The organism is Streptomyces sp. AA4, assembly GCF_000158875.1.
Classification (GTDB): Bacteria; Actinomycetota; Actinomycetes; order Mycobacteriales; family Pseudonocardiaceae; genus Amycolatopsis.
This window is the reverse complement of record NZ_GG657746.1, coordinates 2839344-2856216: the sequence shown is the minus strand read 5'-3', so window position 1 is coordinate 2856216 and position 16873 is coordinate 2839344. Positions and strand designations below refer to the sequence as shown.

The following is a 16873-nucleotide window of genomic DNA, read 5'->3' as shown; positions in this document are numbered from 1 at the left end:
GTCAGCCCGGCCGCCTCAGCCAACGGAACGTGCTCAGCTCAGCAAATGCTCCCCAGGCTCGACGTCCAGCCCCACCACATCCCGTACTCGGCGAGGTTCCCCGCGTCGTTCAGGTGCACGTTGTCCGCCAGCCACGGGCTCGGGTTCGGCAGATTGGCCGAGCCCGCGGGCGGGATGTACTGCCGCAGATCGACGAGCGCCGTCCCCTTGGCGACCGCCGTCTCGTAGATCGCCGAGCCGTACTGCGACCAGAAGTACTTCTGCGTCTGCCCGCCCCACGGGTTGGGCGTCCACTTCAGCTCGGCGTAGATCGACAGCAGGATGTCCACCCCGGGCCGCGCGGCGCGGATGTTGTCGATGACCTTGCCGAGGTTCGCCTTGAACACCGCCGGGTCGGTCTGCGAGATCAGCTCGTTGCCGCCGAGGTCGACGAGGACCAGGTCGGGCTGGCGCTGCGTGATGTCGGCGAGCGCGCCGGTCGTGTCGGGCCAGCGGCCGCCGGGAAGGTAGTCGGTGGCCATCGCGCCGTTGTGCGCGTAGTTCTTCGTGGTGGTGTTCCACTGGGCGTGGAGGTCGTTGGCGATTTTCGTGGTCCAGCCGTAGGTGGTCGGCGCGTAGGTGTCCGTGGCGGACTGGTAGCCCGTGGTGCCGTAACCGGTGTCGGCCGACGTGCCGAGGATCGCGACCTGCTCCTTCTTGGTGCACCAGGTGCTGGTCTGACCAGCGTCGGCGGCGACGGCGGGGGACATCGCGATGCCGAAGCCGACCAGGGTCAGCAGTGCCGCGATACGGGCTCTTCGCATGGGGACCGGGCCTTTCCGGGAGAGATGATCTGCGGATGTGTCGCCGCGACGGGCCCGCGCGTTACCGCTGTGCGGAAAGAGAAACCAGGATGCGGGGAGCGTCACGGTTCTGGCAGGCTCGAAAGCGTGAAGATCCTGTTCGCGTCCGCGCCCGGGTACGGGCTCACCCTTCCGCTGATCCCGGTCGTCTGGGCTGCCCGCGCTGCCGGGCACGACGTGCTGCTGGCCACCACCGCCGAGGTCGCCGAGGTGTCCGCGCGCGCCGGGCTGCCGGTCGCCGACGTCTTCCCCGGCCGCGACATCTGGACCGACCTGCTGGCCACCGTCAAGGGCGACGCCGCCCCGGACCCGGACGAACCCGAGGAGTACCGCATCGCGCGCCGGCACCAGGGCCCGTTCGGGCTTTTCACCGCCGCGATGACCGAGGGCACCATCGAGGCGGGCCGGGCGTTCGGCGCGGACCTCGTCGTCTACCCGTCCGACCACGGGACCGGCGCGCTCGCCGCCGTCGCGCTCGGCGTGCCCGCGCTCGAGGTCGGCAACCGGATCTCCTGGTCGGCCCGGGACCTCTCGTGGCGCACCGAGCACGCCGACTTCCTCGACGGCGAACTCGTCGCGTTGATGCGCACGAAGCTCGGCCTCGGCGACGAGCCGCCGAATGTCATCGCCCGGATCGACCCCCGGGCGCCGAGCATGGGCGGGCTGCGCGCGGAAGAGGAGCACGTGGACGAACGCGACGGCGCGCCGTGGTGGCCGATGCGGTTCGTGCCCTACAACGGCGGGGCGGTACTGCCGGAGTGGGTGCTGCGGAAGCCGGAACGGCCCCGGGTGGCGGTCACGCTCGGCACTGTGGTCCCGGCGATGAGCGGGGTCAGCAGCCTGAAGGTCGTGCTGGACGCGCTCGGCGGAATGGACGTCGAGGTCATTCTCGCGGCGGGCACCGCTGATCTGAGCGAACTGGGCGAGCTTCCCGGGAACGTGCGGTCAGTGGGGTATTTGCCGTTGTCGGTGTTCTTGCCGGGGTGCGCCGCGATCGTGCATCACGGCGGGTCCGGAACTACTGCCGCGCCGTTGTATTACGGGGTGCCGCAATTGGTTCTGCCCAGTTTCGCGGACAATCCGATGTCGGCCGAGCGGGTGGTCGACCGGGGCGTCGGGCTGAGCCACGATCCGGCCACTGTGGACGTTCCCACGGTCCGGAAGCTGGTCTCGCAGTTGCTGGAGGACGAGGCGTACCGGCGGGCGGCCGCGGAGGTCCGGGCGGAGATGAGCGAGCAGCCCACCCCGGCCGACATCCTCGCACGTGCGGTCGCGGCCGTCCGCTAGATCGCCGTTTCTCCCTTGCCCAGCACGACGATCCCGAAGTCGCTGACGTGGTAGTGGCCGCGATCCCGGGCCAGGTCCACCCCGATGTGCGCTCCTGGCGGAACGACGACGTTCTTGTCCAGGATCGCGCGCCGCACCACCGCGCCGCGGCCGACCCGGGCGCCGTCCAGCAGCACTGAACCCTGCACGACCGCGCCGTTCTCGATGAAAACGTCCGGCGACAGCACCGAATCCACCACCTGCGCGCCGGAGATGATGCAGCCGTTGCTGACGATCGACTGGGTCGCCGTGCCGCCTTCCACGAACTTCGCCGCCGCGCGCTGGCCGGGGTGGGCCAGAATGGGCCATTTCCGGTTGTACAGGTTGAAAATCGGCTGCGTAGAAATCAAATCCGTGTGCGCGTCGTAATAGCTGTCGATCGTTCCGACGTCGCGCCAGTAGCCGTGGTCCCGGTCAGTTTCCCCGGGTACCACGTTGCCGTTGAAGTCGTAGACCGCCGCCTCGGATTTCTCCACCAGCGCCGGGATGATGTCGCGGCCCATGTCGTGTTTGGACGCCGGGTTCTTCGCGTCCGCGTGCAGCGCGTCGAGCATCACCTGCGTCGTGAAGACGTAGTTGCCCATCGACACGTACGATTCGTCGGGCGAATCCGGCAGGCCCGGCGGATCCTCGGGTTTCTCCAGGAACGCGTCGATCTTCGTGCCGTCCTCGGTGCTGATCACGCCGAACGAACGGGCCTCCGCGCGCGGCACCCGGATCCCGGCGACCGTCACGCCCGCGCCGGACGCGATGTGCGCGTCGATCATCTGGCGCGGGTCCATCCGGTAGATGTTGTCCGCGCCGAACACCGCGATGTACGCGGGAGATTCGTCGTGCACGAGGTTCAGGCTCTGGTGGATCGCGTCCGCGCTGCCCTGGAACCAGCGCGGGCCCAGCCGCTGCTGCGCGGGCACCGGCGTGACGTACTCGCCGGTCAGCGACGACAGCCGCCACGTCGTCGAGATGTGCCGGTCCAGCGAATGCGATTTGTACTGCGTCAGCACGCAAATCCGCCGGATCCCGCCGTGCACCAGGTTGGAGAGCACGAAGTCGATCAGCCGGTGCACGCCGCCGAACGGGACCGCGGGTTTCGCCCGGTCGGTGGTCAGCGGCATCAGCCGTTTGCCCTCGCCGCCGGCGAGAACGATTCCCAGCACATCGGATCCGTCGATCACGAAACCCTCCCGCACGCCTCGTAAACCCCGACCGTCGCGGCGGCGATCGCTGCCCAGCCGAACTCTCCCACCGCGCGGTCCCGTCCGGCCAGGCCCAGCCGGGTGGCCCGGTCCCGGTCGGCGGCCAGGCCGTTGATCCCGCGCGCGAGCCCGGCCTCGAAAGCGCCGGGCTCGTTCTCGTCGTAGTGCACCAGCACGCCGGTCTCGCCGTCCGCGACCACCTCCGGGATGCCGCCGACGTCGCTGGCCACGACCGCGGTGCCGCAGGCCATCGCCTCCAGGTTCACGATGCCGAGCGGCTCGTACACCGACGGGCAGACGAACACCAGCGCGTGGGTCAGCAACTGGACGACTTCGCGGCGCGGCAGCATTTCCGGGATCCAGTGCACGCCGGACCGGTTTTCCTGCAATTCCGCGACCAGCCCGCGGAACTCCGCGTCCAGTTCCGGCGTGTCCGCGCCGCCCGCGCACAGGATGAGCTGCACGTCTTCGTCCAGCTGAGCCCCGGCGCGCACGAGATGCGGCACGCCTTTCTGCCGCGTGATCCGTCCGACGAACAACGCGTACGGCCGGTTCGGATCGATGCCGTGCTTCTCCAGGACATCGGTGCCCGGATCGGGTTGGTACAGCTCGGTGTCGATGCCGTTGCGCACCACGTGCACCCGCGCCGGGTCGACGTTCGGGTACGCGGCGAGCACGTCGCGCCGCATGCCGGAGCTGACCGCGATGATCGCGTCCGCCGCCTCGTACGCGTCGCGCTCGATCCACGACGACACGCGGTAGCCGCCGCCGAGCTGCTCGGCCTTCCACGGCCGCAGCGGTTCGAGCGAATGCGCGGTGATGACGTGCGGGATGCCGTGCGCGAGCTTCGCGAGATGGCCGCCGAGGTTCGCGTACCAGGTATGACTGTGCGCGAGATCGTGGCCGGCGAGCGCGTCCGCCATCGAAACCGCGATGTCCATCGTGGCGAACGCGGGCTGGGCGTACCCGTGCGCGTCGCGGTGCCCGTGCGCGCCGTCCGGGCGGTCGGGGCCCCAGCAGTGCACGTCCAGGTCGACCAGCGACCGCAGTTCCCGCGCGAGGAACTCGACGTGCACCCCCGCTCCCCCGTACACGTCCGGCGGATACTCCCGGGTGAGCAGGCCGACCTTCATGCGTCGACCCTAGACGTCCCCACCGGACGCACGCAGTACGGAATGCGGGCGAATCCGGTTCGCCGCTCAGTGTTCGCGCCGTCCTACCACGACTGTCGCGCCGAGTTCGTCATCTTCTTCCACCGACGCGGCCAGTCCGGCGCGGCGCAGTTCGGCCGTCGCGGCAGCGGCTTGCCGTTCGCTGGCCTCGAAAAGCACGTGTCCGCCAGGCGCGAGCCACGCCGGTGCCTCAGCGACCACGCGACGGAGCACGTCGAGACCGTCTGCTCCGCCGTCGAGCGCGACGCGGGGTTCGTGGTCGCGTGCCTCGGGCGGCATGAGCGCGACGTCGTCGGTCGGGACGTACGGGACGTTCGCGATCAGCACATCCACCCGGCCGCGCAACCGCGGCGGAAGAGGTGCGTAGAGATCTCCTTGGTAGACCTCACCAGGCACGTTCTGCCGCGCGCACTCGACCGCGGCGGGCTCGACGTCCGCCGCGTGCAGCTCGATTCCCGGCGCCTCGGCCGCGACCGTTGCGCCCAGTGCACCGGAACCGCAACACAGATCGAGCACCACGGACTGGTCATGCGCGAACCCGACGGCCAGCCGGACAAGCAATTCGGTGCGGTGCCGGGGCACGAAAACGCCCGGCGCGACGACGAACCGGCGGCCCGCGAACTCCGCCCAGCCGAGGATGTGCTCCAGCGGTTCCCCGGCGACCCGGCGCTCGACCATCCCGGCCAAGTCGCCCGGCTGGCCCAGCAGAAGCCGGGCCTCGTCCTCGGCGAACACGCAGCCGGCGGCGCGCAGCCGAGCGACGACGTCCTCGAACCCTCGTGCGTGTTTATGCCGGTTAGAACCGGCGTTGCCGCTCACGAGGCCCTACGGCACCACGACGACCGGCCAGGTCGCGGCGCGCACCAGGCGGTTGCCGACCGAGCCGACGAGCCGGTGCCCGCCCTGCTCGGACGCGCCGACCACGACCATGTCCGCGTTCACCTCCTGCGCGGCCTGGCGCAGCTCCGGGAACGTCTCGCCGCGGCGGACCACGAACGTGACCGGCACCTGCAGGTCGGCCGCCCGGTCGCGCAGTTCCGCGCGCAGCTGCTCGATCTCTTCCTCGAACGTCTGCTGCTGCACGTCGACGACCGCGGCCGCGGCGAGGCCGGTCCACACCGTCGGCGCGGCCACGTACACCACGACCAGCCGCGCGCGCTGCCGCCGGGCGAGACCGCCGCCGTAGGCCGTCGCCCGCAGACCGGTCGGCGAGGTGTCCGCGCCGACCAGGATCACGCGCGGCCCGTCGGTGCCCCGTTCGTACGGGCCCGGGTCCCAGCTGGGTCCGTATTCCTCGACCAGTTGCTCCACGCGGCCCATTATGTCCGGAGCGCCGGGACCCGCCGGGGAGCGCCCGCGGTCGGCGAGGAAACCTCGCAAGAAAATTCCCATCTGGTTGGATTTCCCGTCGTTCGGAGTACCCCAGACCTCTCGTGCCTGGTAGCGTCCCCGCAACCTGAACACGCGTCCGGGAAGGACCGGGGAGCCCACACGCGTGCGGCGGCGAGGCGGATCGCGATGCGAGACGATGTAGTCGAGGCGAGTGCGGTGGTCGGGCACTCGCCCGAACAGGTGTGGCAGATCGTCGGCAGTCCCGAGCTGTACCCGAGGTTCGTCCCGGCCATCAGCTGGTGCGAGGTCACCGTGCCCGCCGAGCGCGGCCGCGGCCCGCACTGCCTCATCCGGCTGGCCCCGGACCGGCACACTGTCGCCGAGGGCACCATTCACGCGGCGGTGTACCGGCCGGGCGAGCACGTCGTCTGGTGCGGGCTGCCGGACGAACGGACCTGGGTGTCGGTCGAACTGCGGCCGGTCCCGCGCGGCGGCACCGAGATCGTGCTGCGGATGATGCTCCCGTCCCTGCCGCCGGAACACTCCGACCTGCTCGCCCGCGGCACGGTGAAAGGCCTGCTCAAACAGCTGGCGAAGCGGATCGGGCAGCAGTTGTCCGGGCTGCCGGGCGACCCGCCGGAGCAGGAACCCGCCACGGCCCTGCGCACGGCGAACACGCTGGTCCGCGCGGGAGTGCTGGCCGCCGGACGGCCGGACAAGGTGGTGAAGCAGCTCAGTTCGCTCGCCCGCTGGGGCGCGACGCTGGCCGGCGGATACCTCGCCGCGACCGCCCGCGGGGCCGACGACGTCGCGGTGCACGACGAACGCCACACCCGCACGTTCGGCGAGATCGACGAACGCAGCAACCAGCTGGCCAACGCACTGGCCGCGCTCGACGTCGAGGCCGGTTCGCGGGTCGCGCTGATGTGCCGCAACCACGCGGCGATGGTCGAGGCGTTCGTCGGCTGCAGCAAGCTCGGCGCCGACGTCGTCCTGCTCAACACCGGCCTCTCCCCCGCCGCGGTCGAGGAAGTCCTCACCCAGCACCCGCCCGCCGCGGTCCTCGCCGACGACGAGTTCGCGCCGATCATCGCGTCGGTGCCCGGCGAATTCCCGCGCGTGAGCACGTGGGACGACGCCGACCAGGGCTACCGCACGCTGGACGAACTGCTCCAGGACGCGCCGACGACCCGGCCGAAGCCGAGCGAACGCGAGGGCCGGATCGTCGTGCTGACCTCGGGCACCACCGGAGCTCCGAAGGGCGCGCGCCGTCCGACGCCGAAGGGCGTGAGCACGTCGGCGACCGTTTTGTCGCGAATCCCGTTGCGGGCCAGGGACAAGATCGCCGTGGCCGCCCCGCTGTTCCACAGCTGGGGCCTGGCCGCGATGCAGCTCGGCATGGCGCTGCGGGCGGAGCTGTCGCTGATCCGGAAATTCGACGCGGAGCACACGCTGCGCACGATCGCCGAGCACCGCTGCGACGCGCTGTTCGCGGTGCCGATCATGCTGCAGCGGATCCTCGACCTGCCCGAACGCGTGCGCAGCCGGTACGACCTGTCGTCGCTGCGGATCGTGGCGAGCAGCGGATCGGCGATGCCGGGCGCGTTCGTGACGTCGTTCATGGACACCTTCGGCGACATTCTCTACAACTTCTACGGCTCCACCGAGGTGTCCTGGGCGAGCATCGCCGACCCGGCGGACCTGCGCGCCGCGCCGACGTCCGCCGGCCGCTGCCCGCCGGGCACCCGGGTCGCGATCCTGGACGAGGACCGCCGCCCGGTCCCTCCCGGCGACGAGGGCCAGATCTTCGTCGGCAACGACATGCTGTTCGACGGCTACACCAACGGCTCCAGCGTCCCGCGCGCCCACGACCTGATGGCGACCGGCGACGTCGGCTACCAGGACGCGTCGGGACGGCTGTTCGTCACCGGCCGCGCCGACGAGATGATCGTGTCCGGCGGCGAGAACGTGTTCCCGCGTCCGGTAGAGGAAGCCTTGGCCGCGCTGCCGGGCGTTTCGGACGCGGCGGTGGTCGGGGTCCCGGACGACGAGTTCGGCCAGCGCCTCGCCGCGTATGTCGTGCTCCGCCGCGGCGCGCGCATGCACGCGGAGGACGTCCGGCACTACATCCACCAGAGACTCGCGCGATTCGCGGTGCCGCGCGATGTCTACTTCGTACCGGAGCTCCCGAGGAACGCCACGGGGAAGATCGTGAAGCGGCTCCTGAACGACGATCTTTGGCCGATCACGCAAGGCTGATCTGTTACGGCCCGAGTGCGCGCCTCGCCGCCCGCCCCACCGCCTCCGCCACCGCGGCCAGCGAAGGCGAGTCGAGCTTCCACTGCTGCCAGTACAACTCCACGTCCACCGCCCGGTCCGGGGCCAGCTCGACCAGTTCCCGCCCGGACAGCTGCAGCTCCGGCACCATCCCCCAGCCCAGCCCGGCGGCCACCGCGTCCACAAAGGACACCGAGGCCGGGATGTAGTGCCGGACCCGGCTCGGCAGCTTGCGCCGGGTCAACCGGCGCAGGAACCGGTCCTGCAGGTCGTCTTTCCGGTCGAACAGCACCGCGGGCGCGGCGGGCAGCCGCTCCGCCAGCGAGCCGCCGTCCAGCCAGCGCCGTGCGAACGCCGCCGACGCCACCGCGCGGTAGCGCATCGTGCCGAGGCGGCTGACCGTGCAGCCCTGCACCGGCTGCGGGGTCGCCGTGATCGCCGCCATCACCAAACCCTCGCGGAGCAGGGCGGCCGTGTGGTCCTGGTCGTCGCTGCGCAGGTCGAACGAGACCGGTGGCTCGGCCGGGACCTCTTCGAGCGCGGACAGGAACCACGTGGCCAGCGAGTCCGCGTTGACCGCGATCGGCAGCGTCGTCGGCAGGCCCGGACCGCCGAGCCCCAGCTCCGCGCGCGTGTCCTCCTCGAGCCGGGTCAGCTGCCGGGCGAACCGCACCAGCACCTCGCCGGATTCGGTGAGCCGCACGGGTTTCGAGCGCAGCACGAGCACCCGGCCGATCCGCTGCTCCAGCGCCTTCACCCGCTGGCTCACCGCGGGCGGCGTCACGTGCAGCACGGCCGCCGCGCGATCGAACGACTGCTCGTCCACCACCGCGAGCAAGGTGCGGACCTGGTCAAGCGGAAGATCGGACATCACGATCGCTTATCTTAGTTCAGAATCTTTACCTGGCTTAATGCCCGCGCCCGCTTCTACCGTCGGCAGCGTGATCGCTGCGCTCAGCGCCGGATTCGGCACCGGCATGTCCCTCATCGTCGCCATCGGCGCCCAGAACGCTTTCGTGCTCCGCCAAGGATTGCGCGGCGGCCTGGTCGTCCCGGTGATCCTCGTCTGCACCCTGTCCGACGCGGTGCTCATCGCCGCCGGAGTGAGCGGGATCGGGGCGGTGCTGCAGCGGTGGCCGTCGGCGATCAAGGCGATCGCGATCGTCGGCGGGCTCTTCCTTGTCGGGTACGGGCTCCTCGCCGCGCGCCGCGCGTTCCGCCCAGGGACGCTGTCCGTCTCCCCCGCTGACGTCTCCTCGCCGAAGCGCACCCTTCTCACGTGCCTCGCGCTCACCTGGCTCAACCCGCACGTCTACCTCGACACCGTTCTCCTCGTCGGTTCCGTCGCGGCCGGACACGGCGACAGCCGCTGGCTTTTCGGCATCGGCGCGGTGGTCGCGAGCGCGGTCTGGTTCAGCGCGCTCGGGCTCGGCGCGCGAAGGCTGTCCGATGTGTTCGCGCGTCCCGCGGCCTGGCGGATCCTGGACGGCGTGATCGCGGCGACCATGCTCGTGCTCGGCGTCGCGCTCCTGCTCCACCGGGGATGAATCGCCAGGCTTCCGGCGAACAGGACATTTAGCGTTGCTAATGACTCTGAGTCAGAGCTAACTTGGCGGCATGCCCGCACCCCGGATCGACCTGGCCGAACGCGTTCTCACCGCGGTGCTGGGCGTACGCCGCGTTGTGCGCCGCCGCGTCCGCGCCGAATTGCCGGGGCCGCATCTGCCCGGCTCGCAGGTGGAACTGCTGCGCGTGGTGCACCGGAACCCCGGCATCGGCGTCGCGGCGGCGGCCCGGGAGCTGAGCCTGGCCGGGAATTCGGTGAGCACGCTCGTGAACGTGCTGACCGAGGCCGGCCTGCTGCGCCGCGAAGTGGATGCGGCCGACCGCCGGGCCGCGCGGCTGCAGCTCACCGACGCCGCCCGGGACCGGATGGCGACCTGGCGGCGCGCCCGCATCGGTCTCGTCTCGGTTGCGCTCGCCCGGCTGTCCGAAGAGGACACCGCAGCGATCGTCGCCGCGCTGCCCGCCCTCGAACGGCTCACCGAAGCACTCAAGGAGGACCTGGCATGAGCGAACCGGCAGTCCGCTGCACCGGCTTGCGGCACTCCTTCGGCGCCACCGTCGCGGTCGACGGCGTGGATCTCGCCATCGAACCCGGCGAGGTCTTCGGCCTCCTCGGCCCGAACGGAGCCGGGAAAACCACCACGATCCGGATGATCACGACGCTGCTGCCCGTGCCGGCGGACCACATCACCGTCTTCGGGCTCGACGTCGCCCGCCGCCGGATGGCCGTCCGGCGGCTGATCGGCTATGTCCCGCAACAGCTTTCCGCCGACGGCGCGCTGACCGGCCGCGATAACGTGTCGCTGTTCGCCCGGCTCTTCGACGTGCCGCGAGCGCAACGGGCCGCGCAGGTGCGCGAGGCGCTGGAACTGGTCGGCCTGGAGAACGACGCGGACCGCCCCGCCGGTCGGTACTCCGGCGGCATGATCCGCCGGCTGGAACTGGCGCAGGCGCTGGTCAGCTCGCCCCGGCTGCTGATCCTCGACGAACCGACCATCGGCCTCGACCCGGTGGCGCGCTCGGCAGTGTGGGAGCGGATCTCCGAGATCCGCGCCAAAACCGGGATGACCGTGCTGGTCACGACCCATTACATGGACGAGGCCGAGCAGTACTGCGACCGCGTCGCGCTCATGCACACCGGCAAGATCCGCGCGCTCGGCACGCCGGCCGACCTCGAAGCCGGACTCGGCCCGGAGTCCACTTTGGACGACGTGTTCCGGACCGTCACCGGGAACGCGCTCGACGCGGGAGGGATCCGCGATGTCCGCGCCGCCCGCCGCACCGCCCGCCGCCTCGGCTGACCAGCCTGCCTTCGCCGCGTTCCCGATCGCCCCCGGAAACGCGCCCTATCCAGAAAGGGAACCGCGATGTCCGCGCCACTCGCCGTATCCGCTGACCCCAGCCCGCTGGGACAACTGCGCGTCCTGTTCTCCCGGATCGGCGCGATGTGCCTGGTGGAACTGCAAAAGCTCCGCCGCGACCAAACCGAACTGCTCACCCGGGCCATCCAACCCGCCCTGTGGCTGCTCATCTTCGGCGAGACCTTCACCCGCCTGCGCGCGATCCCGACCGGTTCCGTGCCGTATCTCGACTATCTCGCGCCCGGGATCCTCGCCCAGTCCGCGCTGTTCATCTCCATCTTCTACGGCATCCAGATCATCTGGGAACGCGACGCGGGCGTCCTCGCGAAGCTGCTCGTCACGCCCACTCCGCGCGCGGCATTGGTGGCGGGCAAAGCTTTCGCCGCCGGGGTGCGCGCTCTCGTGCAGGCGTTCATCGTCGTGCTCCTCGCCGCGTTGCTCGGCGTCGGGCTGACCGCGAACCCGTTGCGGCTGCTGGGCGCCGCGGCGGCCGTGGTGCTCGGTTCGGCCTTTTTCTGCTGTCTTTCCATCGTTATCGCCGGTTTGGTGCTTTCGCGCGAACGGCTGATGGGCATCGGCCAGGCGATCACGATGCCGCTGTTTTTCGGGTCCAACGCGCTCTATCCGGTGAACCTGATGCCGTCCTGGCTCAAGGTGCTGAGCCACGTGAACCCGCTCAGTTACCAAGTCGATGCCTTGCGGGGACTCTTGATCGGCACCCCGGAGAACCTTGGGGCCGACTTCGGCGTCTTAGTGGGTGCGACCGCGCTGGCGATCGCGGTCGCTTCGGCTCTGCTGGGAAGGCTGGCTCGATGAAACACCCTGAAGTGCACACCGTTTTCTCACTCGGACAGGCATAACGTGGGAACCGTGTCTCGTCGCAGGGGGATAGCCCCGTTCCTCGGATTGTGCGTACTGGCCGGGATTCTCGTCGCGGGCACGATGGCCCCGGTCGCGATCGGGGCCGGCGTGCTGTCCAACCAGGTCAGCGATTCGGTCGACGCCATCTCCGCCGATCTCGTGCACGCGGAGCCGCCGCTCGTCACCACGGTCACCGACCGGAACGGCGGGACGATCGCGACTTTGTACTCGCAGTACCGCATTCCGGTCACCGCGGCGCAGATCTCCCCGGCGATGAAAGCCGCGATCGTCGACATCGAGGACCGCCGGTTCTACAGCGAGGGCGGCGTCGACCCGCAGGGCATGCTGCGCGCCGCGGTGCACAACAGCTCCGGCGGAAACCTGCAGGGCGCGTCCACTTTGACGCAGCAATACGTGAAGAACTACCTCGTGAACGTTGTGGATCGCAACAACAAGGCGGCGCAGCAACGGGATCAGGAGGATTCGCTGGCGCGCAAGCTGCGCGAGGCGAAAATGGCGGTGCAACTGAGCCAGACCGTGTCGAAGGACGACATCCTGGCCGACTACCTGAACGTGGTCGAGTACACCGGAACCGTGTACGGCGTCGGAGCCGCCGCGCAGGCGTACTTCGGGACGACGGCGGACAAACTGACCGTGCCGCAGGCCGCGCTGCTCGCCGGGATGGTGAACAACCCCAACATCTACAACCCGTACACGCATCCGGACAAGGCGCTCCAACGGCGCAATCTGGTGATCGACGCGATGGTGGCGGCGCGGTCGATCCCGGCGTCCTACGGGGAGACCGCGAAGGCGACCCCGCTGGGCCTCAGCGGTCCGCGGCCGCAGGCCCCGTCGAGCACCTGTCTCGGCGCGGCTCCCGACGCCGGGTTCTTCTGCGCGTACGCGGTGCACTATCTCGTGCAGTCCGGGCTCACCGCCGACCAGATCGACACCGGCGGGTACACCGTGAAAACGACCATGGACCCGCACGTGAGCCAGGTGGCGAAGGACGCGGTGGACGCGAACGTGCCGACCACGCAGGACGGCGTCGCCAACACGTTCGCGGTCGTGCAGCCCGGCAGCGACGGGCACCAGGTGCTCGCGATGGTCGCGAACCGCAATTACGGCACCGATCCCGACCAGGGCGAGACGTCCACGAACATCGTCGCCGACGCGAGCAACAAGTTCGGCGCGGGCTCGTCGTTCAAGATCTTCACCTCGGCCGCCGCGATGGTCACCGGGAAGGCGGGGCTGAACACGCCGCTGCCGAACCCGTACAGCGATTGTTTCAACCCGCCCAACATGAACCGGTACACGCACTGCTATCCGGTGAGCAACGACGGCACGAGCTATCCGAACCCGATCTCGCTGGCCGCCGGCCTGGCGACGTCGCCGAACGTCGCGTTCGTCGGGCTGGAGGCGCAGGTCGGCATGCCCGCGGTGCTGGACATGGCGCGGAAACTGGGCCTGCGCAACACCATGGCGACCAACGACGCGGGCACCAAGCCGATCACCGACCCGTCCGATCCCCGGTCGAAAAACCCGCAGTACAACGAGCCGCAGTCGCAGTATTTCCAGAACCTGCTGTCGTTCACGCTGGGCAACAGCCCGGTCAGCCCGCTGGAAATGGCGAACGTCTCGGCCACCCTGATGAGCGGCGGCATGTGGTGCCCGCCCGACCCGATCCTGTCCGTCACCGACCGCTACGGCCAGCCGGTGTCGCTGCATCGGCAGGCGTGCGAGCAGGTGATCCCGCCCGGCGTCGCGAACACGCTGGAGGCGGGCCTGAGCCAGGACACCACCACCGGCACGTCGGCCCGCGCGGCCCAGGCGGCCGGCTGGACCCACCCGGATATCGGCAAGACCGGAACCACGCAGGAAAGCGAATCCGTCGCGTTCGTCGGCGGAGTCGACCACTACGCGGTGTCCTCCATGGTCTTCGCCGACGGACCCCACCCCCAGGAAATCTGCCCCGGCAACCCAGTCCACCTGGGCGACTGCGGCCACGGCGCCTTCGGCGGCACGGTCGCCGCGCCGCCGTACTTCGCCGCGATGAACCAGCTCCTGGCCGGGCAGCCGGACGTCCCGATCCCGCCCCCGGACCCGGCTTATCTGGACGCCCACGCCTGAGCCGCCGGGGTTCCGTGCGGGGAACGCTGATTCGCTCCGGTTCCCCGCACGGACGACTTGCCAACCTCCGATACCCGCCGATCCGCCCCAAGCACCCAGCCGCTGGCCACCGGATCCGGCACATCCGGACGGCCGCCTCGCGGTGCCTGCCGATGCAATCCTCGCCGGAACGAGGTGATCACCCATGTCCCGACGACCCGACCGGTCCGCGCAGTCGCTGCAGCAGATCGAAAACTCCGACTGGGGCGATCCGCCCGCCGACGCGACCCGGCTGATCGCGACCGTGCATCGCTTGCGGCGCAAGCCCATCGGCCTGCTCACCGCCGAGGACCTCCGCCTCCTGCTCGGCCAGCACGTCGGCGTGCCGTTCCTCGTGCCGCGCGCGCTGGCCATGCTGGAGCAGGACCCGCTCTGCGAAGGCGACCTCTACCCCGGCGACCTGCTCGCGTCGACGCTGCGTGTCCCGGTCTCGCATTGGCGAGCCAACCACGACCACCTCGACCGGCTCGAACGCGTCCTCGCCGCGATCGACCCCGCCACCGAAGACTTCGACCGCCTCCTCCGCAAGCCGATCGCCGCCTTCCGCGAAAAGCTCCGCGCCTGACCGACTCCAGCACGGCGGCCCGCCCCCAGAACTTCGCCCCGCCGCTGGGGTCGGCTTCCCCACGATCCACCGCGCCCCGTCCCGACTGCGCTGCGTGCCCCCGCGAGTGCCGTCCGATGTTGCGTCTTCCTGACGATCGTAAAACGTATTACAGTAGCTGGACGCGTGAATGGCCGTCGTCTGAATTGGGGGCACGTGGTGCAGCTCCAGCCGAGTGCGCATGTCGACACGTTCTGCCGGGACCACCTCCCGCCGTTCGAGCAGTGGCCGCAGCTGTGGTTCGACCTGCCCGAACTGCAGTACCCCGACCGCCTCAACGCGGCCACGCGGCTGCTCGACGACACGATCGCGCGCTGGGGCGCGGACCGTCCCGCGCTGCTCTCCCCCACCGAATCCTGGTCCTACGGCGACCTGCTGACCCGCGCCAACCAGATCGCCCACGAACTCACCGCGCAGGGCGTCGTGCCCGGAAACCGCGTGCTGCTGCGCGGGCCGAACACCCCGTGGCTAGCCGCGTGCTGGCTCGGCGTCCTGAAGGCGGGCGCAGTCGCCGTCGCCACGATGCCGATGCTGCGCGCGCACGAGCTGTCGAAAATCATCGAAGCGAGCACGCCCGTCATCGCCCTCTGCGACCACCGCTACCCCGAAGAACTGCAGCCCTTCGACCTCCCCCTGGTCCCGTACGGCGGCGACAGCTCCGACGACCTCGCCGCCCGCTGCGCGACCCGCCCCGGGACCTTCGAAGACGTCGACACCGCCGCGGACGACGTCGCCCTTCTCGCCTTCACCTCCGGCACCACCGGCCGTCCCAAGGCGACCATGCATTTCCACCGCGACCTGCTCGCGATCGCCGACACGTTCTCCCGGCACCTGGTCAAACCCCGGGAAACCGACCTGTTCTGCGGCACTCCCCCGCTGGCATTCACCTTCGGCCTCGGCGGCCTGCTGGTCTTCCCGCTGCACGCCGGCGCCGCGACGCTGCTCATCGAGCGCGCCACCCCGACCGAACTCGCCGACCTCGTCGCCGAACATCACGTGACGGTCCTGTTCACCGCGCCCACCGCGTACCGCGCGATCCTGGCCTCCGACCGCCGCCCGCTGCTGTCCGGCTTGCGCCGCGCGGTGTCGGCGGGCGAGGCGCTGCCAGAATCCGTCGCGACCGACTTCCACGAGGCGACCGGCCACTGGCTCATCGACGGCATCGGCAGCACCGAAATGCTGCACGTCTTCATCTCGGCCGCCGACGAGGACGCCCGCCCCGGAGCGACCGGCCGCGTCGTACCCGGCTACCGCGCGCGAATCGTCGACGACAACGGCCGCCCCGTCCCCGACGGCACCCCCGGCCGCCTGGCCGTCCAAGGCCCGACCGGCTGCCGCTACCTGGCCGACGACCGCCAAACCGTCTTCGTCGAGGACGGCTGGAACCTCACCGGCGACACGTACGTCCGCGACTCCGACGGCTACTTCCACTACCGCGCCCGCAGCGACGACATGATCGTCTCGTCCGGTTACAACATCGCCGGCCCCGAGGTGGAGGAAGTGCTGCTGCGCCACCCGGATGTCCTGGAATGCGCGGTCGTCGCCGCCCCCGACGACGCGCGGGGTTCGATCGTCGCCGCTTACGTGGTCCTCAACGAGGGCGTTCCCGCCGACGACGCGAAAGTGAAGGAACTGCAGGACTTCGCCAAATCCCTTGCCGCACCGTACAAATACCCGCGGCGAGTGGAGTTCATCCCGGACCTGCCCCGCAACCCGAGCGGGAAAGTCCAGCGATACCTGCTGCGCCGCCGAGCCGCGGAACCGGTGAGCTGAGTTCCGCCGCGCCGCTCATGCCGGGGTGTTCGGCCCACAGGAGCCGTCGCATCGGCAGCCGGAAGTCACCGAACCCGTGAGCTGCGCTCGGCGCACCCGCCAACCCGGCTCGGCCACTGTGCCGCAGTGGCTGAGCCGGTTAAAGCTTCCAGTCCGCCATGACCACCGCGACGCTCATGCCGGGATTGGCAGCTCGTATGAACCGTCGCGCCGGCGGGCTGAAGTCCGGGGCACACTCGTGTCCAAGCGAGCAACCGCTTGCCGCCCCAACCAACGCAGCAGTGAACCGCTCTCAACCGACCGCGCGCACCGCACCGCAGCGAGCGAACCGGTCAGCGCTTCCAGCCCAGCATGATCACCGTGACGATCACGCCGGGATGGTAGGCCCGCATGA

Annotated in this window: 15 protein-coding genes; 9 read left to right on the top strand and 6 right to left on the bottom strand. The window is 70.2% G+C overall.

Annotation, left to right across the window (positions count from 1 at the left end):
* Positions 1–38: 38 nt before the first annotated feature.
* Positions 39–803, bottom strand: coding sequence for an SGNH/GDSL hydrolase family protein (locus SSMG_RS13225; protein WP_009076489.1), 765 nt, complete (start codon positions 801–803; stop codon positions 39–41).
* 126 nt (positions 804–929) lie between these two features.
* Here SSMG_RS13225 and SSMG_RS13220 point away from each other — a divergent pair, with 126 nt between their 5' ends.
* Positions 930–2129, top strand: a complete 1200-nt coding sequence (locus SSMG_RS13220) for a nucleotide disphospho-sugar-binding domain-containing protein (RefSeq protein WP_009076487.1) — start codon at positions 930–932, stop codon at positions 2127–2129.
* Here the strand turns inward: SSMG_RS13220 and glgC are convergent.
* The 4 genes from glgC to SSMG_RS13200 all read right to left on the bottom strand — a co-directional run bounded on the left by glgC (position 2126) and on the right by SSMG_RS13200 (position 5847).
* A complete protein-coding gene (gene glgC, locus SSMG_RS13215; protein WP_086024975.1) occupies positions 2126–3325 on the bottom strand; it encodes a glucose-1-phosphate adenylyltransferase in 1200 nt (399 codons plus the stop codon). The two genes, SSMG_RS13220 and glgC, sit on opposite strands and share 4 nt — an antisense overlap.
* A 14-nt stretch (positions 3326–3339) precedes the next feature.
* Complete coding sequence (gene glgA, locus SSMG_RS13210; RefSeq protein ID WP_009076481.1) at positions 3340–4497, bottom strand: glycogen synthase; 1158 nt, start codon at positions 4495–4497, stop codon at positions 3340–3342.
* Between the two features lie 66 nt (positions 4498–4563).
* A complete protein-coding gene (locus SSMG_RS13205; RefSeq protein ID WP_009076479.1) occupies positions 4564–5355 on the bottom strand; it encodes a putative protein N(5)-glutamine methyltransferase in 792 nt (263 codons plus the stop codon).
* Between the two features lie 6 nt (positions 5356–5361).
* Positions 5362–5847, bottom strand: a complete 486-nt coding sequence (locus tag SSMG_RS13200) for a universal stress protein (protein ID WP_199841133.1) — start codon at positions 5845–5847, stop codon at positions 5362–5364.
* A gap of 207 nt (positions 5848–6054) precedes the next feature.
* Between SSMG_RS13200 and SSMG_RS13195 the strand changes: the two genes are divergently transcribed.
* Complete coding sequence (locus SSMG_RS13195) at positions 6055–8127, top strand: AMP-binding protein (RefSeq protein WP_009076475.1); 2073 nt, start codon at positions 6055–6057, stop codon at positions 8125–8127.
* Positions 8128–8131: 4 nt separating this feature from the next.
* Here the strand turns inward: SSMG_RS13195 and SSMG_RS13190 are convergent, their stop codons facing one another.
* Positions 8132–9016 carry a LysR family transcriptional regulator ArgP gene (locus SSMG_RS13190; protein WP_199785896.1) on the bottom strand — a complete coding sequence of 295 codons (885 nt, stop codon included), beginning with the start codon at positions 9014–9016 and terminating at the stop codon, positions 8132–8134.
* A 40-nt stretch (positions 9017–9056) separates the two neighbouring features.
* Here SSMG_RS13190 and SSMG_RS13185 point away from each other — a divergent pair, with 40 nt between their 5' ends.
* The 7 genes from SSMG_RS13185 (at position 9057) to SSMG_RS13155 (ending at position 16479) form a co-directional block, all read left to right on the top strand.
* The gene (locus SSMG_RS13185; RefSeq protein WP_009076471.1) at positions 9057–9692 is read left to right on the top strand and encodes a LysE/ArgO family amino acid transporter; all 636 of its coding nucleotides are present in this window, start codon (positions 9057–9059) and stop codon (positions 9690–9692) included.
* Between the two features lie 70 nt (positions 9693–9762).
* Entirely contained in the window at positions 9763–10218 is a 456-nt protein-coding gene (locus SSMG_RS13180; protein ID WP_009076461.1) for a MarR family winged helix-turn-helix transcriptional regulator, read from the top strand.
* Positions 10215–11012, top strand: coding sequence for an ABC transporter ATP-binding protein (locus tag SSMG_RS13175; RefSeq protein ID WP_009076459.1), 798 nt, complete (start codon positions 10215–10217; stop codon positions 11010–11012). The genes SSMG_RS13180 and SSMG_RS13175 overlap by 4 nt, the downstream gene beginning before the upstream one ends.
* 66 nt (positions 11013–11078) lie before the next feature.
* Positions 11079–11888: an ABC transporter permease gene (locus tag SSMG_RS13170; RefSeq protein ID WP_009076457.1), complete on the top strand. Its 810-nt coding sequence runs from the start codon at positions 11079–11081 to the stop codon at positions 11886–11888.
* Positions 11889–11942: 54 nt separating this feature from the next.
* Positions 11943–14063, top strand: a complete 2121-nt coding sequence (locus tag SSMG_RS13165) for a transglycosylase domain-containing protein (RefSeq protein WP_037717081.1) — start codon at positions 11943–11945, stop codon at positions 14061–14063.
* A gap of 184 nt (positions 14064–14247) precedes the next feature.
* A complete protein-coding gene (locus SSMG_RS13160) occupies positions 14248–14667 on the top strand; it encodes a contact-dependent growth inhibition system immunity protein (RefSeq protein ID WP_009076446.1) in 420 nt (139 codons plus the stop codon).
* A gap of 198 nt (positions 14668–14865) precedes the next feature.
* On the top strand, positions 14866–16479 hold the full coding sequence (locus SSMG_RS13155; protein ID WP_037717079.1) for an AMP-binding protein: 1614 nt from the start codon (positions 14866–14868) through the stop codon (positions 16477–16479).
* Positions 16480–16873 lie beyond the last annotated feature (394 nt).

Excerpts from the sequence above, each read along its gene's own strand:
- SSMG_RS13225 (WP_009076489.1), bottom strand. The coding sequence starts at position 803 with ATGCGAAGAGCCCGTATCGCGGCACTGCTGACCCTGGTCGGCTTCGGC.
- glgA (WP_009076481.1), bottom strand. The coding sequence starts at position 4,497 with ATGAAGGTCGGCCTGCTCACCCGGGAGTATCCGCCGGACGTGTACGGG.
- SSMG_RS13195 (WP_009076475.1), top strand. The coding sequence starts at position 6,055 with ATGCGAGACGATGTAGTCGAGGCGAGTGCGGTGGTCGGGCACTCGCCC.
- SSMG_RS13190 (WP_199785896.1), bottom strand. The coding sequence starts at position 9,016 with ATGTCCGATCTTCCGCTTGACCAGGTCCGCACCTTGCTCGCGGTGGTG.
- SSMG_RS13185 (WP_009076471.1), top strand. The coding sequence starts at position 9,057 with ATGCCCGCGCCCGCTTCTACCGTCGGCAGCGTGATCGCTGCGCTCAGC.
- SSMG_RS13180 (WP_009076461.1), top strand. The coding sequence starts at position 9,763 with ATGCCCGCACCCCGGATCGACCTGGCCGAACGCGTTCTCACCGCGGTG.
- SSMG_RS13175 (WP_009076459.1), top strand. The coding sequence starts at position 10,215 with ATGAGCGAACCGGCAGTCCGCTGCACCGGCTTGCGGCACTCCTTCGGC.
- SSMG_RS13170 (WP_009076457.1), top strand. The coding sequence starts at position 11,079 with ATGTCCGCGCCACTCGCCGTATCCGCTGACCCCAGCCCGCTGGGACAA.
- SSMG_RS13160 (WP_009076446.1), top strand. The coding sequence starts at position 14,248 with ATGTCCCGACGACCCGACCGGTCCGCGCAGTCGCTGCAGCAGATCGAA.